The 20,011-nt window shown below is 59.6% G+C and carries 15 protein-coding genes and 1 tRNA gene; 3 read left to right on the top strand and 13 right to left on the bottom strand.

Features of this window, described 5'->3' with window-relative positions; translation table 11 throughout:
- Window positions 1-124: 124 nt before the first annotated feature.
- From ACSQ8V_RS19420 to ACSQ8V_RS19390, 7 genes are all read right to left on the bottom strand, one after another.
- Window positions 125-430: a hypothetical protein gene (locus ACSQ8V_RS19420; RefSeq protein WP_436206800.1), complete on the bottom strand. Its 306-nt coding sequence runs from the start codon at window positions 428-430 to the stop codon at window positions 125-127.
- Window positions 431-918: 488 nt separating this feature from the next.
- Window positions 919-1,650 carry a hypothetical protein gene (locus ACSQ8V_RS19415; RefSeq protein ID WP_436206799.1) on the bottom strand — a complete coding sequence of 244 codons (732 nt, stop codon included), beginning with the start codon at window positions 1,648-1,650 and terminating at the stop codon, window positions 919-921.
- 1,017 nt (window positions 1,651-2,667) lie between these two features.
- Window positions 2,668-2,744 (bottom strand) — tRNA-Ile (locus ACSQ8V_RS19410).
- Between the two features lie 183 nt (window positions 2,745-2,927).
- A complete protein-coding gene (gene rpoD / locus ACSQ8V_RS19405) occupies window positions 2,928-5,147 on the bottom strand; it encodes an RNA polymerase sigma factor RpoD (protein ID WP_436184901.1) in 2,220 nt (739 codons plus the stop codon).
- Window positions 5,148-5,648: 501 nt separating this feature from the next.
- A complete protein-coding gene (gene dnaG, locus ACSQ8V_RS19400) occupies window positions 5,649-7,538 on the bottom strand; it encodes a DNA primase (protein ID WP_436183354.1) in 1,890 nt (629 codons plus the stop codon).
- An 84-nt stretch (window positions 7,539-7,622) separates the two neighbouring features.
- Window positions 7,623-8,069: a GatB/YqeY domain-containing protein gene (locus tag ACSQ8V_RS19395; protein ID WP_436206798.1), complete on the bottom strand. Its 447-nt coding sequence runs from the start codon at window positions 8,067-8,069 to the stop codon at window positions 7,623-7,625.
- Between the two features lie 367 nt (window positions 8,070-8,436).
- Window positions 8,437-9,648, bottom strand: coding sequence for an NAD(P)/FAD-dependent oxidoreductase (locus tag ACSQ8V_RS19390; protein ID WP_436206797.1), 1,212 nt, complete (start codon window positions 9,646-9,648; stop codon window positions 8,437-8,439).
- Between the two features lie 204 nt (window positions 9,649-9,852).
- On the opposite strand from ACSQ8V_RS19390, the gene tsaD reads away from it, so the two are divergent.
- Complete coding sequence (gene tsaD, locus ACSQ8V_RS19385) at window positions 9,853-10,881, top strand: tRNA (adenosine(37)-N6)-threonylcarbamoyltransferase complex transferase subunit TsaD (protein ID WP_436206796.1); 1,029 nt, start codon at window positions 9,853-9,855, stop codon at window positions 10,879-10,881.
- A gap of 43 nt (window positions 10,882-10,924) precedes the next feature.
- On the opposite strand, the gene folE2 is transcribed toward tsaD, so the two are convergent.
- The 4 genes from folE2 to ACSQ8V_RS19365 form a co-directional block, all read right to left on the bottom strand.
- Window positions 10,925-11,743, bottom strand: a complete 819-nt coding sequence (gene folE2, locus ACSQ8V_RS19380) for a GTP cyclohydrolase FolE2 (protein ID WP_436206795.1) — start codon at window positions 11,741-11,743, stop codon at window positions 10,925-10,927.
- 108 nt (window positions 11,744-11,851) lie between these two features.
- Window positions 11,852-13,786 carry a 1-deoxy-D-xylulose-5-phosphate synthase gene (dxs, locus tag ACSQ8V_RS19375; protein WP_436206794.1) on the bottom strand — a complete coding sequence of 645 codons (1,935 nt, stop codon included), beginning with the start codon at window positions 13,784-13,786 and terminating at the stop codon, window positions 11,852-11,854.
- Window positions 13,787-13,913: 127 nt separating this feature from the next.
- Window positions 13,914-14,798: a polyprenyl synthetase family protein gene (locus ACSQ8V_RS19370; protein ID WP_436206793.1), complete on the bottom strand. Its 885-nt coding sequence runs from the start codon at window positions 14,796-14,798 to the stop codon at window positions 13,914-13,916.
- The gene (locus ACSQ8V_RS19365; protein WP_158935703.1) at window positions 14,795-15,106 is read right to left on the bottom strand and encodes an exodeoxyribonuclease VII small subunit; all 312 of its coding nucleotides are present in this window, start codon (window positions 15,104-15,106) and stop codon (window positions 14,795-14,797) included. The genes ACSQ8V_RS19370 and ACSQ8V_RS19365 overlap by 4 nt, the downstream gene beginning before the upstream one ends.
- Before the next feature lie 297 nt (window positions 15,107-15,403).
- On the opposite strand from ACSQ8V_RS19365, the gene ACSQ8V_RS19360 reads away from it, so the two are divergent.
- Complete coding sequence (locus tag ACSQ8V_RS19360; RefSeq protein WP_436183348.1) at window positions 15,404-16,510, top strand: aromatic ring-hydroxylating oxygenase subunit alpha; 1,107 nt, start codon at window positions 15,404-15,406, stop codon at window positions 16,508-16,510.
- Window positions 16,511-16,592: 82 nt separating this feature from the next.
- Here ACSQ8V_RS19360 and ACSQ8V_RS19355 read toward each other — a convergent pair whose 3' ends face one another.
- Complete coding sequence (locus tag ACSQ8V_RS19355) at window positions 16,593-17,483, bottom strand: hypothetical protein (RefSeq protein ID WP_436206792.1); 891 nt, start codon at window positions 17,481-17,483, stop codon at window positions 16,593-16,595.
- A gap of 431 nt (window positions 17,484-17,914) precedes the next feature.
- Between ACSQ8V_RS19355 and ACSQ8V_RS19350 the strand changes: the two genes are divergently transcribed.
- Entirely contained in the window at window positions 17,915-18,784 is an 870-nt protein-coding gene (locus ACSQ8V_RS19350; RefSeq protein ID WP_436206791.1) for a sulfurtransferase, read from the top strand.
- A gap of 255 nt (window positions 18,785-19,039) precedes the next feature.
- Here the strand turns inward: ACSQ8V_RS19350 and ACSQ8V_RS19345 are convergent, their stop codons facing one another.
- Window positions 19,040-19,915, bottom strand: coding sequence for a dienelactone hydrolase family protein (locus ACSQ8V_RS19345; RefSeq protein ID WP_436206790.1), 876 nt, complete (start codon window positions 19,913-19,915; stop codon window positions 19,040-19,042).
- Between the last annotated feature and the right edge of the window lie 96 nt (window positions 19,916-20,011).

The following is a 20,011-nucleotide window of genomic DNA, read 5'->3' as shown; positions in this document are numbered from 1 at the left end:
GGTCGGCGGTTCCACTTCAGCTGCAGCCATTGAGCTTACGGCTGGTTTAACGGCTGATCAGGGTCGACTTCTGCCTGACGGGCGCCATATGGACTCGGTGCCTCCTCGTCAACCATGCATGGGATCAAGCCATTGCTGTCGCCGCAATTGAGTTGCGACACGCTGTCTTGTCCAGTTGTGATTTGCTGCCGTCGTCGATGAATCGCGGCAAGACGCGCGCGTACCTCCGCTGTTGCAGGTGTGGCGTCACGTCGCCGTGCTGCATGATCGAGAACAGTGGAGAGCGCTCTTTCAGCGCTTCACCATGGATGCCCGAATCAAGAGCCGTGTAGGCTACGAAGGTGTGCGCCGCATTCGGGTAGATAGTTCGCAACCAGGTGGTGAACGTTCTGATCCATTCCTGTCCAGTCGACAGAACGACTTTCTTCACCTCATCAATCGTTCGTCACTCGTGCGCTCGCTCAAGCATAGTTGCACTTCATCACCCGCCGGCTGCGTGGCAGAAGCTGTCTGTGCCGCTGACCACGCGTGATGGCGTGGCTATTCCTGATGAAGTGCGACAACTCGCGCAGGTTATGTTCCGCGCCGTGATGAAGCGACACCGCCGACTCTACGCTGAGACCGGAGTTAGCCTCGTACCCAAAATTCCGCACAGCAAACCAAGAATTTCGGCGCACCCGTGCTTGCTGTAAACGATCTCTGTCGCATCTGGTGCCTGGCTGCCCTTTTCATCAAGAGGGGTGACAGCCAGGATGGTTCGCCGGCGGTCGAACATCTCACAGTCGCGCGGGTGCGTTCTTACACAGGAACGCGGCGGTCTGAGGTGATGGCCGGACCGGATCGCTGGCTTCGAAACAAAAAAGCGAGCGCAGCATGGCTGCTGCGTTCGCTAGAGCATCCCTTTAGAAGATGCTCGTATTAAATATCGTCATACACTCGCTCGATAATGTCAGTCTCGACATCGTCATGCCGCGGTAATTCCGGAGCGTCCAACAACGCAAGCGTCTCTATTCCGAGTTTCGGTTCGGTGAACACTTTGCCGTCTTCATCCCAAGGTTCCGGGTAAGTTACCATGCAGCTTCCAACCGGGAGATTGAAGCATCGTTGAATATGAAGATACATTTGTAAAAAATAAAAATCACGCGACGCCCAAGCATCTGATTCCCATGTTTGGAAATCGACTGCGAGCTTCCGACATGCAACTGGACCAAATGTCATGCCTCGTAGGCCATAACGGAGCAGCTCCCAGAAAGGCCCTCGTCCCTCTGTGGCAGGATATTTATCCCTGTCCTGCACGAGTTCTGAAAGCGCATTAGACCAGTCGACCATTCGATAAGGGCCGCCTTTTAGCTTCTTTCCTTTTGTCACAAGGCTGACCAGCTTTTCACACCACTCCAGATAATACTTGTCTTGGTAGTATGAAGAAAGACGATTCATGCAGGCATGAGGCCCATCCGGCCCTGAAACCAAGTCGTACAAAGCACCAATCTCGAGCCCTTCCGCTAACTGCGGATAATCAGGTGGCGCGACCACAATTTGGTCTTCGCGCGACCCAAAATCCCTCTTCAGATATTCTTTTATCTGCACAGGATTTAGGCCTTCTATTTTTTCTACTGCAGGCCAAGAAACAAAATACGCTGGAAAACTCATCGTGTTGCTCCGAATAGTTTGAGTTATCGACTATCAAGTCGAAAATGCGCCGACAAGCACGGACAGCTGCCCGGCGCGAAGAGATCAAATCTATTCAGAACACAGCAACTTCCTCTCTCTTTCGTTGGAATGGATAACAAGCGTGGCTATTTATCTCGAGCAAACGAGTAGCTTTCATTACCCTGGAAACCGGTTTCGCTCGCGTCGCTCGATCAGATAAGCACATTCTAAAGTCCGGATGAATCAAGGGAAAGAGGTTTAAATTTGAACGCCCATGCTGCCGATGTGCGCAGAACAAAAACAAATTGCGAATACGCAGGCATTTACGAATTAGAGCAAATACTCTAAACAAAAGAGTTGGCACCCTTCCAGCGCTGCTGAGGTGCCAAAGACTGCCCGAATGAGCGCGATTGACATGTCCGTCGCGCCGCGACCAGACCGCGATGCTCGCCGAAGTGGAGTCGGTTCTCTCCGACTGGAACGGACCTTCGCCGGCGTCCATGTGTTCCCGTGCACGAAGACGACATCGCGACAGCGTTATTGCTCTAAATACAAAGAGAAATATGGGCTGTAGCTGCAGTTGTTCGGCTTCTAATGTAGAAAAAACTCATCGCCACGCGTTGCTCGCGGCCCGGATCGGCTTGCGGATATCGGCGAAACTTGAGGTCGGGGCAGTCGAAACTCACTACGGAGCCACCTTACGACGGCTACACGGGGCTGCGGAGACTGTGCCGAGGCCGGGGGCCGTGTACGACGAGCGTTAAAGGGCGCCTGGAGCGCTTGGAGAGAGAAAACAGGATCGAACGCGATGTTCGGAGCACGCTGGATTACGCGGAAGGGGGTGGCTGCGGCCGACCTGGCCGCAGCCTTACAACAAAGGGTTCGCAGGGGCAAAGCCCCCTCAGTGCCTAGCAATAAAGCATAACGTGGCCCATCGGACAATAAAGCATAACCTGTCCAAGTGGCCACTTTATGCTTAACGGCACAGCGCAAGTGACTGTTAATGCTGGAGAATTCTGGTGGGCCGGGTGGGATTCGAACCCACTATCGGTCGATTATGAGTCGACAGCTTATACCAATTAAGCTTCCGGCCCTTTTGCAGGAAAACGCCCTGCCGCGAGTAGACGAACTCTAGGAAGACGTCGAGCGACGCTTCCGGCACGCAGCGAATTCTATCCGACTGCACTCGCGAAGGTCTGCGAGTTTGCCTTGAAACGGCCTATAAAACAAGCGCGGCGGACCATTCGGCCCGCCGCGCTTGACTCATCAACCCAACATCAATTCCCTTCCAGGAACGACTTCAGCTTGTCCGAACGGCTCGGGTGACGAAGCTTGCGCAGCGCCTTCGCCTCGATCTGGCGAATCCGCTCGCGCGTCACATCGAACTGCTTGCCCACTTCCTCGAGCGTGTGGTCCGTGCTCATCTCAATACCGAAACGCATCCGCAACACCTTCGCCTCGCGTGGCGTCAGCGAATCGAGCACGTCCTTCACCACGTCGCGCATGCTGGCATGCAGCGCGGCGTCGGCCGGCGCCACCGTATTCGTATCTTCGATAAAGTCGCCAAGATGCGAATCGTCGTCGTCACCGATCGGCGTTTCCATGGAGATCGGCTCCTTCGCGATCTTCATGATCTTGCGGATCTTGTCTTCCGGCATTTCCATCTTTTCAGCAAGCGTTGCCGGATCCGGCTCAAGCCCCGTTTCCTGCAGGATCTGCCGCGAAATACGGTTCATCTTGTTGATCGTTTCGATCATGTGAACCGGAATCCGGATGGTGCGCGCCTGGTCGGCGATCGAACGCGTGATGGCCTGACGAATCCACCACGTGGCGTACGTCGAGAACTTATAACCACGACGATATTCGAACTTGTCCACCGCCTTCATCAAACCAATGTTGCCTTCCTGGATCAGATCCAGGAATTGCAGGCCGCGGTTCGTGTACTTCTTGGCAATCGAAATCACGAGACGCAAGTTCGCTTCCGTCATTTCACGTTTCGCCTGACGCGCCTTCAACTCGCCGGCCGCCATCTGACGATTCGTTTCTTTCAGGTCCTTCAACGGCAGCACAACACGCGCTTGCAAGTCGAGCAAACGTTGCTGCTGTTCGCGAATCGCCGGAACGTTACGCGCGAGAATCACGCTATAGCCATGATTCTCGGCCACGACCTTCTCCGACCACTCGAGATCCGTTTCGCTGCCCGGAAAGCGCGCGATAAATTCGGCACGCGGCATACCGCATTTATCGACAACGGTATGCAGGATCTGACGCTCCACCTGACGGACTTCGTCCACTTGCGCACGCAACGTGTCGCACAGACGCTCGACAGTCCGCGCGGTAAAGCGGATGGTCATCAGCTCGCTCTGAATGGCTTCTTGCGCCTTCAAATAAGCCTTCGATTTATAACCTTCCTTCTCATACGCACGGCGCATCTTGTCGAACCACTCGCTGATCAGCGAGAACTTCTCCAGCGACGCACGCTTGAGCGCTTCCAACTGCGCAGCGTTGGCGTTGGCCTGAGCCGTGGTTTCGTCGACTTCTTCCTCGTCCTCACTCGCCTCTTCCTCTTCTTCCTCTTCGCTTTCGATAGCTTCCGCTTCCTGCTCGGAGAAACCGTCGGCGTCGGCGGCGTTCGGGTCGATCAGGCCGTCGACCAGTTCGTCCACGCGCGTTTCTTCGTTCTGCACGCGCTCAGCCATGGCCAGAATGTCAGCGATAGTCGTCGGGCAAGCAGAAATGGCCATGACCATGTGCTTGAGGCCGTCTTCAATCCGCTTCGCGATCTCGATTTCGCCTTCGCGCGTCAGCAGTTCGACGGTACCCATTTCACGCATGTACATGCGGACCGGGTCGGTCGTGCGGCCGAATTCGGAGTCGACAGTGGAAAGCGCGACTTCGGCTTCTTCTTCAACTTCATCGTCCGATGAAGCCGCCGGGGCGTTGTCGTTGAGGAGCAGCGTTTCAGCGTCGGGCGCTTGCTCGTAGACCGCCACGCCCATGTCGTTGAACGTGCTGATGATCCCTTCGATAGCTTCCGTTTCCGTGAAGTTATCGGGCAGGTGATCGTTGATTTCAGCGTAGGTCAGGAAGCCGCGTTCCTTGCCGAGCTTGATCAGCGCGCGCAGCTTCGCACGCCGCTCTTCGAGCTCTTCAACCGTACCGGGCGCGCTCGAGGCGAACGCGTCCTTCAACAGCGCTTTTTCCTTCGCACGCCGGTCGCGCGCCTTGACCTTTTCGACCTTGGCCGGAGGCGCGGCTACAGCATCCGCAGCGGGGGCCACGGCCGGGTCGGCCTGCACGTTTTGCGTTGCGTCGTCATCGACGGGTACTTCGTTCAGCTTTTTCGTCATGGAGTTCGCCGTACCGGCTTTAGTCTCGACTCGCGGCTGCTGGACGACAGCCGATGGAACCGTAGATACAGAATATGCGCGCGCTGCCTTGTCCTGCGACCCCTTGGCAGTGCGTCGCCCCGAGTCCTGCGCCGGCCCCCGCTTCACGACGCGCACGCGAGCCAGCTTCGACCCCTGCTTCGTGTTGCGTTTCCGGCCCGCATTAGCAGCCGCTTCCGTTGCACTCGCTTGCTTGCCGGCCGGAGTTCCGGCCTTGCCACTCCTGCCAGCCTCGCCCGCTATCAGGCCAACCTGCTCCTTCGACTGACCCGGCGTCTTCTTGCCCACCGGCCTCACGACTTCCGCCGTTCTGGCCGACCCTTTAGACCCGTTAGGGCCTTTAGACCCGTTACTCACTGCCGACGCAACCGGGTTTCTTTTGCTTGCACCCGATGGAGGAGAGGGAATGGCGATCGCTCGGGCCTTCGACACTCCGGGGGAAGGAACTGACCGGCTATGGGCCACTGCCCGTTTCGACTCGCTTGAGCCGCGTACCGTCGTTTTCTTCCCGCTAGCAGTCTTAACCATGCGTGCCTCACCTCTTTCGCAAATGAGCACAAAAAGTCAAAAAACAACTTGCTGAAAATCTTTAATTGTAGCATGTAGGTCTTAAATGTCCCGACTCACCCCGCGCAAGGCCTTAATTTGAGCAGCTTTAGCCGATAAATCCGAAAATTCGGCAATTTCTTCCGCAGTCAAGCTCGATTGCTGCGCCAGTTGATCCAGCCGATTCCTATAGCTGTCGTGACGCAGCTTGACAACCGTTGCATGCAACTCTTCCGCGAGCAGCTTTTTCTGCTCCTGTACGCGTTCGTTGGCGCCTTCGTCGGCCGGATCGCGCATCAACAGATCCCGTACATTTTCATCATAGGCGAGAATTTCCTGGAAGATATCCTCGTAAGTCGGGGCATTTGCGGCGTTGCGCAACAGATCCGACAGCATCTGGAATTCCGCCGTTTCTCCCAGTTCCCGCGCATGCCCGATCACCTCGCTGAACAACTCGCCGTGCTCGGTCATGGTGATCAGCGTCTGCTCGCTTTCGTGATCGAGCGTGGCGTAAATGGCCGGGTACATCACCAGATTACGCAATGCACGCTGCTCATGACCCTTTACGCGACGACGCTCGCTCTTCGGCAACGCAGCGCGGGCAACGGCGGCAGCTCGCGAGTCGATGTCACACAATGCCGCGATTTCACCAAACGGTGTATTCAGCCGATCGGCCAGCATGTGCAGGATCTGCACGCGCAACGCGTTCGCCGGTAACGCCTGAAGCAGCGGCTTGGCGTCGAAAAGCGCCTTGGCGCGGCCTTCCGGCTGATCGAGTTCCTTGTCGTTCAGGACTTCGTTCAACAGGAATTGCGACAGCGGCATCGCGCGGTCAACCTGCTCGCCGAAACCGTCAGTGCCGAATTCACGCACGTAACTGTCCGGGTCATGTTCCTTCGGCAGGAACAGGAAGCGGATCGTGCGGTTGTCGGCGGCATGCGGCAGGCAGGCGTCCAGTGCGCGGCGCGCGGCGCGGCGGCCGGCGGAGTCACCATCGAAACTGAACACGACGGTATCTGTCTGACGAAACAACTTCTGTACGTGAACCGGCGTGCAAGCCGTACCCAGCGTAGCAACCGCGTTCGCAAAACCCAATTGCGCCAGCGCAACAACGTCCATATACCCTTCGACGACCAGCGCGTATCCGAGTTCACGAATGGCCAGCCGCGCTTCGAAAAGGCCGTATAACTCGCTGCCCTTGCTGAACAGCGGTGTTTCGGGCGAATTCAGGTACTTCGGCTCGCCGCCGTCGAGCACGCGCCCGCCAAAGCCGATCACATTGCCCTTCACGTTCCGGATAGGGAACATGACGCGTTCGCGGAAGCGGTCGTATCGGCGAGACTGGCCCTGGTTGTCGCTTTTCTCGCTGACGATCACCAGACCCGCTTCCACCAGGTTGTCGTTCTTGTAATCGGGGAATGCCGCTTCGAGGCTCTGCCAGCCGTCCGGCGCGTAGCCGAGCCCGAAGCGCAACGCGATTTCGCCCGTCAGGCCGCGCTTTTTCAAATATTCGATAGCGTTGGGCGCGCCGCGTAATTGCTTGCGATAGAACTCGCAGGCGGTCTGCATGACTTCGGTCAACGCAACGCTGACGGCTTTGCTCGGCGCGGGAGCGTAGCCTTCGCCGCCCGACACGCCGCCAACTCCACCGCGCATCGACGGTTCCTGCGGCACGGTCAGGCCGCAGGACTGGGCGAGTTCCTTGACTGCTTCGGGGAACGTAAGCCCGGTGTGCTCCATGAGAAAGCTGATCGCCGTGCCGTGCGCGCCGCAGCCAAAGCAGTGATAGAACTGCTTCGTCGGGCTGACGGTGAACGACGGGCTCTTCTCGTTATGGAACGGGCACAGGCCCATGAAGTTCGCGCCGCCTTTCTTCAACTGGACGAACTTGCCCACCACGTCGACGATATCGACGCGGTTCAGCAAGTCCTGAAGAAACGAATGCGGAATCACTTAGTGAGTTTTCTGGATCAGACTTTCTTAAGTACTTAAGCGGGCTTATTTGGCAAACTCATCTTGCAGGTTTATTTCGCAAGCTTATTTCGCAAGCGCCGCTTTGACCAGCCCAGACACCACGGTCATATCTGCACGGCCCGCCAGCTTCGGTTTCAGCACGCCCATCACCTTGCCCATGTCCTGTGGTCCGGCAGCGCCGGTTGCCGTCACAGCCGCCTGAATCTCGGCGTCGATGGCTTCATTGGACATCTGCTCGGGCATGTAGGCTGCCAGAACGACCAGTTCGGCTTGCTCCTTCGCCACGAGGTCGTCGCGGCCGGCCGTCTGGAACTGGCTGATCGAGTCCTTGCGCTGCTTGATCATTTTGTCGATGACCGCCGTGATGGCTGCGTCGTCCAGCGTCACGCGCTCGTCGACTTCGCGCTGCTTGATTGCCGCGAGCAGCAGCCGGATGGTGCCGAGGCGATCGGTTTCGCGGGCGCGCATCGCGGTTTTCATGTCGTCGGTGATCTGGTCTTTGAGGCTCATCGCTTGGGAACTCTGCTGGTGCTGTGTTGAGAGAATGCGGACGTCAGCCGTTCATGGCGCTAAAGCAAAAACCCGCTTGGGACGTTTCCTCAAGCGGGATCATGAACGGGGTGATTCGGGTACCTTTGAAGCCGGCCGGCATGACGCCGAGGCAGGATCGAGTGGCCGTTCGCGGCAGGGATCGTCTTCTATCTTCATGGATCACCGCCCGGTTTTCACTCATTTTGCGCTCGCGCCCGCTTGGTGCCGATTGCCGCTACGAACGAAGCAGTATAGCAGGTCGAAATCAGGATTTCCCGGGGGAAACGGCCTTGCACGGATACCCGCCCTTACGGGTGAAAGCCATACTGGTCGTGCCTTTGCGGTTCTAGATGCGAACCAGTTCGGCCGCCGCTTTGCCCGCCGCCACGCCCGAAGCCCATGCCCACTGGAAGTTGTAGCCGCCGAGCCAGCCAGTGACATCGACCGCCTCGCCGATGAAATATAAACCCGCGACGCGCGAACTCATCATGGTCGTGGATGAAAGCTCGCGGGTGTCCACGCCGCCGCGCGTGACCTCAGCCTTCCGGTACCCTTCCGTGCCGTTCGGCGTGAGTGTCCAGCGGGACAGGGATTCGCCGATCTGACGCAGCGTTTTATCGGGGAGATCGGCGAGACGGGCGTCGGCGGGCACACGCTGCACGTCGAGCCAGGTTTGGGCGAGCCTCGCCGGCACGCGCTCGGCGAGAAACGTGCCGACCTGTTTGCGCGTTTCCCGCTTGGCCGCGATCAGTTCGCTGGTGGCATCGACGCCGGGCAACAAATCGATGCAAATAGGCTCCGACGGGTTCCAGTAACTCGAAATCTGCAGCACGCCCGGCCCCGATAAACCGCGGTGCGTGAGCAGCAGATCCTCGCTGAATTCCCCACGGCTGCGGCCAGCGCCTGCGCTGAGCTCCACGGGCACGGACAATCCGGATAACGCCGCAAACGGCTCCCAGTCGGCGGGCGCGAAGGTCAACGGCACCAGGGCGGGACGGGTATCAATCAGCTTGTGACCGAATTGCTTCGCCAGCCGATACGCGAAATCCGTCGCGCCGATTTTCGGGATCGACAGGCCGCCGGTTGCTACGACGAGTGCTGCGCTTGAGATCGTGCCGGCGCTGCTGTCGAGGAAAAACCGGGCGCCATCGTGGCGGATCGACTCGACGGTGACAGGCCGGCGCCAGGTCACGCCGCCCGCGTCGCATTCGGTTTTCAGGAGCTGGATGATCGATTCGCTGGAGTCATCGCAGAAAAGCTGGCCTTTATGTTTCTCATGCCAATCCACGCGATGACGCTTGAGCAGCGCGAGAAAATCCTGCGGTGTGTAGCGAGCAAGCGCAGAGCGGCAAAAATGCGGATTTGCCGACAGGAAGTTGGCCGGTCCGGCATTGATATTCGTGAAATTGCAGCGGCCGCCGCCCGAGATGCGGATTTTTTCCGCGAGCCGTTCGGCATGGTCGATCAGGACCACCCGGCGGCCGTTTTGCGCGGCTACCGCGGCGCACATCATGCCCGCGGCGCCCGCTCCGATGACTGCGATATCGTAAGTTTCCATGGCGCGCATTGTAACGGTTGGTGTGCCTGGGTTCGAAGGGGTGGAGTGCGGGCCGTGGTTCACGGTTCGCCGCAGTGCGCGGGTCGCGGTGCGTGGACCACGGCGTCCACCTCCACTACCGTCCAAAAGCAAACGCCATTGGGTGAAGCGAAGCCAAACCCGCCCACTGCTATACTCATCTGTTAATCCAAACACCTCTGCCCCATGCTTGTTCTAGGCATCGAAAGTTCCTGCGACGAAACCGGCCTTGCGCTCTACGACACCGAGCGGGGCCTGCTTTCGCACGCGCTGCATTCGCAAATCGCCATGCATCGGGAATACGGTGGCGTAGTGCCGGAACTGGCCTCTCGCGACCACATCCGGCGGGCATTGCCTCTTCTCGAACAAGTCATGGCGGAAGTCGGCACGGTGCCAACGGATATCGACGCTATTGCATTTACGCAAGGCCCCGGCCTCGCCGGGGCGCTGCTGGTGGGCGCGAGCATCGCCAATGCGCTGGCTATGGCGTGGGACCTGCCGACCGTCGGAATTCATCATCTCGAAGGGCATCTACTGTCGCCGCTGCTGGTGAGCGAGCCGCCGCCGTTTCCGTTCGTCGCGTTATTGGTGTCGGGCGGCCATACGCAATTGATGCGCGTGACCGACGTAGGCGAATATGAAACGCTCGGCGAGACGCTGGACGACGCCGCCGGCGAAGCCTTCGACAAAACCGCGAAATTGCTGGGCCTGGGTTATCCGGGCGGCCCGGAAGTCTCGCGGCTCGCCGAATTCGGTACATCCGGCGCAGTTAAACTGCCGCGCCCGATGCTGCATTCCGGCGATCTGGATTTCAGCTTCAGCGGGTTAAAAACCGCAGTACTGACTCACAGCCGCAAGCTTGGCGCGAACATCTGCGAGCAATCGAAAGCGGATCTGGCGCGGGGTTTCGTCGATGCCGCCGTCGATGTGCTGACCACAAAGTCGATCGCTGCGTTAAAGCAGACGGGCCTGAACCGGCTGGTCGTGGCGGGCGGCGTGGGAGCGAACCGGCAATTGCGCGAGGCGTTGTCCGCCGCCGCGAAAAAGCGTCGCTTCGAAGTGCATTACCCGGATTTGTCGCTATGTACCGATAACGGCGCGATGATCGCCCTCGCCGGAGCCCTGCGTCTCGCGCGTTGGCCTGATCAGGCCGTGCGCGATTACGCGTTCACCGTGAAGCCGCGTTGGGATTTGACATCGCTGGCGGCGGCTTAAGGCTTAAGTAGCTGCAAGCGCTAAAAAAGCTACCCGACTTCGTTCAGGCAGCCGCGCCTGAAACCCGCTTGTCATGCTCGATCACGGCGTAGGCGCTGTGATTGTGGATCGACTCGAAGTTCTCGGCTTCCAGCACATACGCCACAATTCGTTCGTCCGCATTCAGTCGCGTGGCGACATCGCGAACCAGGTCTTCAACGAATTTCGGGTTCTCGTAAGCACGCTCGGTCACGAATTTCTCGTCGGGCCGCTTCAGCAAACCCCACAACTCGCACGAGGCTTCTTCTTCCGCGATACGGATCAAATCCTCGATCGCGACATCGCCCTTCAGCTCCGCCGCGATAGTCACATGCGAGCGCTGGTTATGCGCGCCGTACTGCGAAATCTGCTTCGAGCACGGGCACAGGCTAGTAACCGGTACGAGCACTTTCAACGATATCCGCGTCTCGCCGCCACGCACCTCACCGGTCAACGTAACCTCGTAATCCATCAGGCTTTGCACGCCGGACACCGGCGCGGTCTTCATGACGAAGTACGGAAACGACACCTCGATACGCCCCGAATGCGCCTCGAGCTTCGCCAGCATCGACGCGAGCATGGTGCGGAATGCAGCCTGGTCGAGCGGCGCGCGGTGTTCGTCGAGTAAAGCGACGAAGCGCGACATGTGCGTGCCTTTTTGATCGGCGGGAAGATGAACGTCGAGATTCCACACGCCAACGCCCGGCTGCAATTCGCCGCTGGACGTCCGGATGGTCAGCGGATATCGAACCGCTTTTACGCCCACGCGCTGGATTGGAATCTGCCTGACGTCGAGCGAACTCTGGACATCGGGCATCGCAAAGGCGGGATTCATCTGATTCATTCTTTTTCCTTGTCCGTGGCGTGAATCTCGTCGCGCGAACCTTGACGCGCACGGATGAACCACCAGACAGGCGTCCCCGACGCCCGTCTTCACCACACGTTCTTCGCGTCAGGCGACGCGTTTCGTCAGCTTGCCCGCATCGGTTTCGACGGCGCTAGTGGTGCTACTGACGTTATCGAGAAAGCGCTCGCGAATTGACTTGGCGATACCCACGCCATCCAGTCCGCACGATGCCAGCAGCTTGACCGGATCGCCGTGATCGATAAATACATCGGGCAAGCCCAATTGCAACACGGGCTTGATGACCGCGCTCGCCAACAGGCTTTCCACGCATGCCGAACCCGCGCCGCCCATGATCGCGCCTTCTTCCACGGTCACGAGCGCGTCGTGGGTGGCGGCGAGTTCACGCAGCAATTCGGCGTCGATAGGCTTCACGAAACGCATGTTCGCAACCGTAGCGTCCAGTTCCTCGGCCGCCGCCAGCGCTGGCGCGACCATGGTCCCGAACGCAAGGATCGCGATGCGCTTGCCGGAACCCACTTTCTGCGTGGACTCACGGCGAATTTCGCCCTTGCCGAGCGGAATCGCGGTCATCTTCTTGACGATCTTCACGCCCGTACCGGCACCGCGCGGATAACGCACCGCGGACGGATTGGGCTGCTGCAAAGCGGTGTACAGCATTTGACGGCATTCGTTTTCGTCTGAAGCCGCCATCACCGTCATGTTCGGGATGCAGCGCAGGAACGCGAGATCGTAATTACCCGCGTGCGTCGCGCCGTCCGCGCCCACCAGACCAGCCCGATCGATAGCGAATACCACCGGCAGGTTCTGCAACGCGACGTCATGGATCAACTGGTCGTAGGCGCGCTGCAAGAACGTGGAATAGATTGCTACAACCGGGCGCATGCCGTCGGCGGCGAGACCGCCCGCGAACGTCACAGCGTGTTGTTCCGCGATACCCACATCGAAATAACGATCCGGGAAACGCTTCTCGAATTCCACCATGCCCGAGCCTTCGCGCATGGCCGGCGTGATGCCGACGACCCGCGAATCCTGCTCGGCAGCGTCGCACAGCCATTCGCCGAAGACCTGCGTATAAGTTTTCTTCGATGGCGCCGTCGACGGCTTGATGCCTTCCGCCGGATTGAACTTGCCGGGACCGTGGTAGAGAACCGGATCGGCTTCGGCAAGCTTGTAACCCTGCCCCTTCTTCGTCACGACGTGCAGGAACTGCGGGCCGCGCAATTCCTTGATGTTTTGCAGCGTCGGAATCAGCGATTCCAGATCATGTCCATCAATCGGACCGATATAGTTGAAGCCGAATTCCTCGAACAACGTGGCCGGAACAATCATGCCCTTCGCGTGTTCCTCGAGCTTGCGCGCGAGGTCCAGCATGGGCGGTGCGACACGCAGCACGCGCTCCACCCCGGCACGCGCTGCCGCGTAGAAACGCCCCGACATCAAGCGCGCCAGATGGCGATTCAACGCGCCGACCGGCGGCGAGATCGACATGTCGTTGTCGTTCAGGATCACGAGCAGCGGCACGTCGTCGGCCACGCCTGCATTGTTCATGGCCTCGAACGCCATGCCGGCGGTCATCGCGCCGTCGCCGATCACCGCGATGGAATAGCGGTTGTCGCCCTGCAGCTTGCTGGCGATCGCCATGCCGAGCGCCGCCGAAATGGACGTGCTGGAATGCGCGGTGCCGAAGGTGTCGTATTTCGATTCGCTACGGCGCGGGAAGCCGGAAATGCCGCCGGCCTGGCGCAGCGTCTTCATCTGATCGCGACGGCCGGTCAGGATCTTGTGCGGATAAGTCTGATGACCCACGTCCCAGACAATGCGATCGTGCGGGGTATCGAAGACGTAATGGAGCGCGATCGTCAGTTCGACCGTTCCGAGATTCGACGACAAATGCCCGCCCGTCTGCGACACGCTGTCGAGCACGTAGGCACGCAGTTCTTCGGCCAGCGGTTTTAGTTCGTGGCGGTCCAGGGCGCGCAAGGCGGCCGGATCGTCGATGGTTTTCAGCAAGTCGTACATCGTCGTCCCATTTAGGAAAACTGGCGGAAGCCGTTCGGTTGTTACCCGGCGCTGCTTAAGACAGCATGCGTAAGGTGCCGCAAGTTGCATCAGGCACGCCCGCCGGTCCCGCGTTTTATCGTATGTTTCAGTGCACCCGGTTCACAACCAGGTCAGCCAATTCCCCGAGCCGACCGGCACGCGGGCCAAAGGGCGCGAGCGCGGCGTGCGCATCGCGGCCCAGTTGCGCCGCCAGTTCGCGCGATGCATCGAGCCCGATGATCGACACGTAGGTCGGCTTGTCATCCTTCGCGTCCTTGCCCGCTGTTTTGCCCAGCGTGGCGGAGTCGGCCGTGACGTCGAGAATGTCGTCCACCACCTGAAACGCGAGTCCGACCGCAGCCGCGTAGGCGTCCAGTGCGTTCATGGCGGCTGCATCCGGCGCTTCGCCACAGAGTGCACCCATTCGCACGGCCGCGCGCAGCAACGCGCCGGTTTTCTTGCGATGCATGGTTTCAAGTTCCGGGCGCGACAGCTTGCGGCCCACGCTTTCCAGATCGATTGCCTGGCCGCCCGCCATGCCGATCGAACCGCTTGCCAGCGCCAGTTCGCGCGTCAGCGACGCCTGCTGCGCCGCGCTCAGGCCGTTGTCCGTCGTCAGCGCAATGAAAGCTTGCGACTGCAGGGCGTCGCCGACTAATAATGCCGTCGCTTCGTCATATTGCACGTGTACCGTTGGTTTTCCGCGACGCAAAGCGTCGTCGTCCATGGCCGGCATGTCGTCATGCACCAGCGAATACACGTGAATCATCTCGAGCGCCGCGCTCGCCGCTTCCAGTTGCTGCGAACCGGCGCCGGTCAACTCACCTGCTGCGTGGCACAACAGCGGGCGAACCCGTTTGCCGCCGCCAAGCACCGCGTAGCGCATGGCTTCATGCAGTTTGGCGGGCGCGATGTCCGTTCCCGGCAAGTAATGCTCCAGCGCCGTTTCCACGCGGTCAAGGCTCGCGCGCATCCATTGATCGAAAGTCATAAGTCGTCCCCGTTATCTGCCGTTGTGCCGGCGCCCTGAGTGGCGCGCTGGACCTCGGCGGGCAGCGGTTTTAGTGTGTCGCCGTCGAGCACGCGAACTTGCTGCTCGACCTTCTCTAGTTGTTGCTGGCAAAAGCCGACTAGCGCGGCGCCGCGCCGGTAAGCCGCCAGCGATTCTTCAAGGCTCAGCGCGCCGCCCTCCATGCGCGCCACGAGCCCCTCCAGTTCGGCCAGCGCCGTTTCGTAGTTCTCCGGGAGCGGCGCGTTGTCCGCGCTTGCCGAGCCTTCCTGCGTTGCGGTCTTCGCCATGAATCGTGAGTGTGGTGTCGGATTTTTGGAAACAAGTCGGACATTCTACGGCAAAAGCTGCTTTTCCGACCTTCAGCGTGCTCTTACCCATGCCTGTGGCCTGTCTCAGGCTATCAGCGCCTATCTCCGAAAGTCGATGAAAAACGCAGCGCCGTGCGGAACTACTCAGCGGGAATTGACCCAAATCAAGGCCCTAAGCGCCCCATTGAGAGGCTTTTCGGTATAATCGCGGGCTCCCTAAATCGAATTTTCGATGGTTGGGTTGTTCACTGCTTTCACGTCTTCACGGGAGTGGGAATGTCCAATCTGAGCAATGCATTGCAACTGAACGCCATTCACAGTCAGTTGCCAGTCACGGCTTACTTTGACGAAGCGCTTCTCAAGCGCGAAATCGACACGCTGTTCAAACGCGGTCCTCGCTATATCGGGCATGAACTCATGGTGCCCGAGGCGGGAAGTTATTTTGCTTTGCCCGGCGAAGGCGAAGGGCGGCTGCTCGTCCGTAATAAACAGGACGAAATCGAGTTGCTCTCGAACGTGTGCCGCCACCGTCAGGCCATCATGCTCAACGGACGCGGCACAGCGGAAAACATTGTGTGTCCGCTGCACCGCTGGACCTACGACCTCGACGGCCAGTTGCTCGGCGCGCCGCATTTCGCCGACAACCCGTGCCTGAACCTCGGCAAATCGCCCTTGCAGAACTGGCAGGGGCTGCTGTTCGAGTCCAGCGGACGCGACGTTGCCGCCGATCTGGCCAAGCTCGGCACGGCGAAACATTTCGACTTCTCGGGCTTCATGTTCGATCACGTCGAAGTGCACGAGTGCAATTACAACTGGAAGAGCTTTATCGAGGTGTACCTCGAGGATTATCACGTCGCGCCGTTCCATCCGGGTCTGGGAAGCTTTGTTTCCTGCGATGACCTGACGTGGGAATTCGGCGACTGGTATAGCGTTCAGACGGTTGGCGTGCACAAGAACCTGGAAAAACCGGGTAGCCCGACGTACCGCAAGTGGCACGACGAAGTGCTCCGTTTTCGCGACGGCAAACCGCCCGAATTCGGCGCGATCTGGATGGTGTATTACCCGGGCATCATGATCGAGTGGTATCCGCATGTGCTCGTGGTGTCGTGGCTGATTCCGCAGGGTCCGCAGAAGACCACGAATATCGTCGAGTTCTATTACCCGGAGGAAATCGCGCTGTTCGAGCGTGACTTCATCGAGGCGGAACGGGCGGCGTATATGGAAACGGCGCGCGAGGACGATGAGATCGCCGAGCGCATGGACGCCGGAAGGCGCGCGCTGATGAATCGCGGCGAGTCGCAAGTCGGGCCGTATCAGAGCCCGATGGAGTCAGGGATGCAGCACTTCCATGAGTTCTTGCGGCGGCAGTTGGGCGAGATTTGAGGACGCTTCACTCGGTCACCAACGCAAGCCATGAAAAAAAGCCCATCGGATCGATGGGCTTTTTTTTAGCTGCTCTTAGCTCTTAGATCAATGCCGCCTGCAGCGGCGCGCGATGCTCGTGGACCTTGAGGATGCGAAACTCGGTGCGTAGGATGCCGTTGGCGACGGTCTGGATTTGCTGAAGATCGACCACAAGCACGTCGCCCTTTCCGAAACGCTCGCCTGCGTTGACTTCCTTCAGGAATTCGCTGTCATCCATGGCGGTAAAGAACGCCGACTGACCATCGTGCACGCGCCATTTGTTCTGGTCTTTAAACGTCACCGACTCAATCAGCAGCATTTTTCTCGTCGTGGAATCAGAGACCACGTCCTCTTGCTCATCCGAAAACGCAAACGCCGCCAGTTCCGCGCTGTCGATGTCCAGGTCGATATCGTTGCCTCGGACAACACCGAAGCTCGTAATGCCCTCGAGCTCAAGCGGAGACAAAGCCTTTTGCAGGAAAACGCGCACGGCCCTCGTTTTATAAAGCCGAAAAACCGGCCTCGAAACCTCCATCACTTCAGTTTCCGTCATCCAGACGCTGAAGGATTCCCCGTTGTCTTCAATATGTTCGGGGCGCCGGCCGCGCAATTGCCGGAGAAAACCGATAAGACCGCCGCCACCAACAAGACCCACTACCGCCAGGATTGCCGAAGCATTGGACACCGCTGTTGCGGTCGAACTGGCAAACATGTCACGCAGTTGAACGAGCAGCGCCTGCGTGAAGATCAATTCGATCTGGAAAGAACCTGATTTGAAGTTGCCTTTGACCTCGACGCGTACATCCGCCGAATTGCCGTTGAGCTCGGTATTGGCCGCCGAGAACAAATCGGCAATGGCGACGAGCGCGGGCGCGAGGTCGCGGATATTCATCCGGTGCTCGTCGAGCGCCGGGCCGTCGTAGACGACGTGGAATTGTTCGTGGTTGCTCATTGAGCCGGAGTTTATAACGCGCGGGGTGAGAACACCGGGTGATTTTGTCGCCATTTGCAATCCTTGGTTTTCGGCTCGTTGCGTAACGTGGGATAGCGCGCTCGACCCGGGGCATGTCCGGTGTAAAACGAGTTACGCGTATGGATTGCCCGCGCCGGAACAGTTGCGCGGTGATTGATACTGGCGGCGAAGGACGGGGCCTCGATACACGAAATGTCCTAATTCAGTGACGATTTTTTGTATTACCCCGAACGCGCGCCGGGCGAAGTGGCGGGGAGTGGCGTCAAGAGCAAGCCGTACCGTCTGACCAGCAACGACAAACATTGACGATGTGCTCAATCCTTGGTCTTTTTTGTTTAGACTTGAAACTTAACTACCGCAACGCGCCGTCCCTCGGCCCACCAAGCCGCGCGTTCGCTCCGGGAGCTGTCATGCCGCACACGCACCACACCACGCTTATTTCCGCGACCAATCTTGTCGAACGCCTCGCCGCCGCGCCCGGCAGCGTGCTTATCGTCGATTGCCGCTTCGACCTTGCCGCGCCCGAAGCCGGGCAAGCCGCTTACGCAGCGGGACATATTCCGGGCGCGCATTATCTGCATCTCGATCGCGATTTGTCGGGTGCAAAGACCGGCAAGAACGGCCGCCACCCGTTGCCGGAACGCGCGGCGCTGGTCGCCACGCTCAAGCGCCTGGGCCTGAAAGAAGGCCAGCAAGTCGTGACCTACGACGCCCAGGGCGGGATGTACGCGGCACGTCTGTGGTGGCTGTTGCGCTGGCTCGGCCACGATTCCGTCGCGCTGCTCGACGGCGGCCTCAACGCATGGCAAGCGGCCGGCCAGCCCCTCGATACAGCCACCCCACCCGAGTCCGAAGGCACGTTCAAGGCCGGCGCGCCGCTGGCCGTCACGTTCGATGTCGACGCCGTCATGCGCAACCTGACCACGCACGAGCGTGTGCTGATCGATGCCCGCTCGGCGGACCGGTATCGCGGAGAGAACGAGACGCTCGATCCGGTCGGCGGCCATATTCCGGGCGCGCTGAATCGCTTTTTCAAGGACAACCTGAACGCCGATGGCCGCTTCAAGACCGCGCACGAACTGCGCGAGGCATTTAGCGGGCTGCTTGGGGCGACGTCGCCGGATCGGGTGGTGCTGCAATGCGGCTCGGGCGTGACGGCCTGCCACAACGCACTGGCTATGGAAATCGCCGGCCTGCATGGCGCGGCGCTTTATGGGGGATCGTGGAGCGAATGGTGTGCGGATGCATCGCGACCGGTGGCTGCCGGCGCGGCTGCGTGAGATCTTAGCTCTGCCGGGAGTGAAAGAACGCGCAGCGGTATAAGTGAGAGGCTCGCTCTTCGCTCATCGCTCATCGCAAGAACTTGGGACTGTTGCTCTGCCAGGAGCGGAGGAAGGCGCAACGGCATAAATGGGCGGCCCCTCACCGCCCATTGCAGGAATCACGCGCCGCGCTGGACAAAACGGCGGCGCGGCCAACTTCACATGCGGTGTTTGAAACAGACAGGATTGCGGCGGCAACGTCCTCCTTCCCGCTCATTTCACCCCGTGCTCCCTGAACCACGCCAGCGTGCGCTTCCAGCCATCTTCCGCATCGGCTTTCCGGTAACTCGGCCGATAATCCGCGAAAAACGCATGCGGCGCGTCGTCATAGACCACAATTTGCGAGCCGCGCGCGACCGCCGGCCCCGTGGCTATTGCCTGCTTCATCTGCTCAAGCGAGTCCTGTGGAATGCTTGGATCGAGCTTGCCGAACAGACCAAGCACCGGCGCTTTCAAGTTTGACGCGAGGTCGAGCGGATTCGCCGGATTGTTCGGCGTCTTGAGCCCCACCACGCGCCCGTACCAGACCACCGCCGCTTTGAGGCGGGGATTGCGCTCGGTATAAAGCCACGTGATCCGGCCGCCCCAGCAAAAACCGGTGATCCCCAGCCGATTCAAATCGCCGCCATGTTCGCCCGCCCAGGCGACGGTCGAGTCGATATCGGAGAGCACCTGGTCATCCGGTACTTTGGAGACGAGTTGATCGTTCAACTGCTGCATCGACGTGAATTTCGACGCATCGCCTTCGCGCACATAAAGATCAGGCGCGACGGCCAGATAACCGAGTTTGGCGAAGCGCCGGCAGACATCGGCAATATGCTCGTGCACGCCGAAAATCTCGTGAATCACGATGATCACCGGCAAGTGCGTCTTGCCTTCAGGCTGCGCCCGGTACGCGGGCACGAGCGTGCCGTCGGCGGCCTTGAAGCCGACCGGACCGGCTTCCAGACCGTTGCTATCGGTAATGATGGTTTGCGCGGACACCGGCATCACGCAGGCGGCAAAACCGCTGCCGACCGCGGCCTTGATAAACGTGCGCCGGTTGAACGGGACATGCGGAACGAGGCTGTCGATTTCAGGCGTAAGCATGCAAAGCTCCAGCGGCATGGGCCGCGAAGGACCACTGGCACACGATGCTAGCGAACCAGACGTCCGGTACGGGAACGCCGCGCTACCGGCCGCCAA

Source organism: Caballeronia sp. LjRoot31, assembly GCF_964253885.1.
Lineage (GTDB): Bacteria > Pseudomonadota > Gammaproteobacteria > Burkholderiales > Burkholderiaceae > Caballeronia.
Note: the sequence above shows the minus strand (reverse complement) of the source record. Positions and strands in the feature narration are given on the sequence as shown.

Excerpts from the sequence above, each read along its gene's own strand:
- ACSQ8V_RS19415 (WP_436206799.1), bottom strand. The coding sequence starts at position 1,650 with ATGAGTTTTCCAGCGTATTTTGTTTCTTGGCCTGCAGTAGAAAAAATA.
- ACSQ8V_RS19355 (WP_436206792.1), bottom strand. The coding sequence starts at position 17,483 with ATGAGCAACCACGAACAATTCCACGTCGTCTACGACGGCCCGGCGCTC.
- folE2 (WP_436206795.1), bottom strand. The coding sequence starts at position 11,743 with ATGAATCAGATGAATCCCGCCTTTGCGATGCCCGATGTCCAGAGTTCG.
- ACSQ8V_RS19390 (WP_436206797.1), bottom strand. The coding sequence starts at position 9,648 with ATGGAAACTTACGATATCGCAGTCATCGGAGCGGGCGCCGCGGGCATG.
- ACSQ8V_RS19360 (WP_436183348.1), top strand. The coding sequence starts at position 15,404 with ATGTCCAATCTGAGCAATGCATTGCAACTGAACGCCATTCACAGTCAG.
- ACSQ8V_RS19395 (WP_436206798.1), bottom strand. The coding sequence starts at position 8,069 with ATGAGCCTCAAAGACCAGATCACCGACGACATGAAAACCGCGATGCGC.
- ACSQ8V_RS19370 (WP_436206793.1), bottom strand. The coding sequence starts at position 14,798 with ATGACTTTCGATCAATGGATGCGCGCGAGCCTTGACCGCGTGGAAACG.
- tsaD (WP_436206796.1), top strand. The coding sequence starts at position 9,853 with ATGCTTGTTCTAGGCATCGAAAGTTCCTGCGACGAAACCGGCCTTGCG.
- dxs (WP_436206794.1), bottom strand. The coding sequence starts at position 13,786 with ATGTACGACTTGCTGAAAACCATCGACGATCCGGCCGCCTTGCGCGCC.
- ACSQ8V_RS19350 (WP_436206791.1), top strand. The coding sequence starts at position 17,915 with ATGCCGCACACGCACCACACCACGCTTATTTCCGCGACCAATCTTGTC.
- ACSQ8V_RS19365 (WP_158935703.1), bottom strand. The coding sequence starts at position 15,106 with ATGGCGAAGACCGCAACGCAGGAAGGCTCGGCAAGCGCGGACAACGCG.
- ACSQ8V_RS19345 (WP_436206790.1), bottom strand. The coding sequence starts at position 19,915 with ATGCTTACGCCTGAAATCGACAGCCTCGTTCCGCATGTCCCGTTCAAC.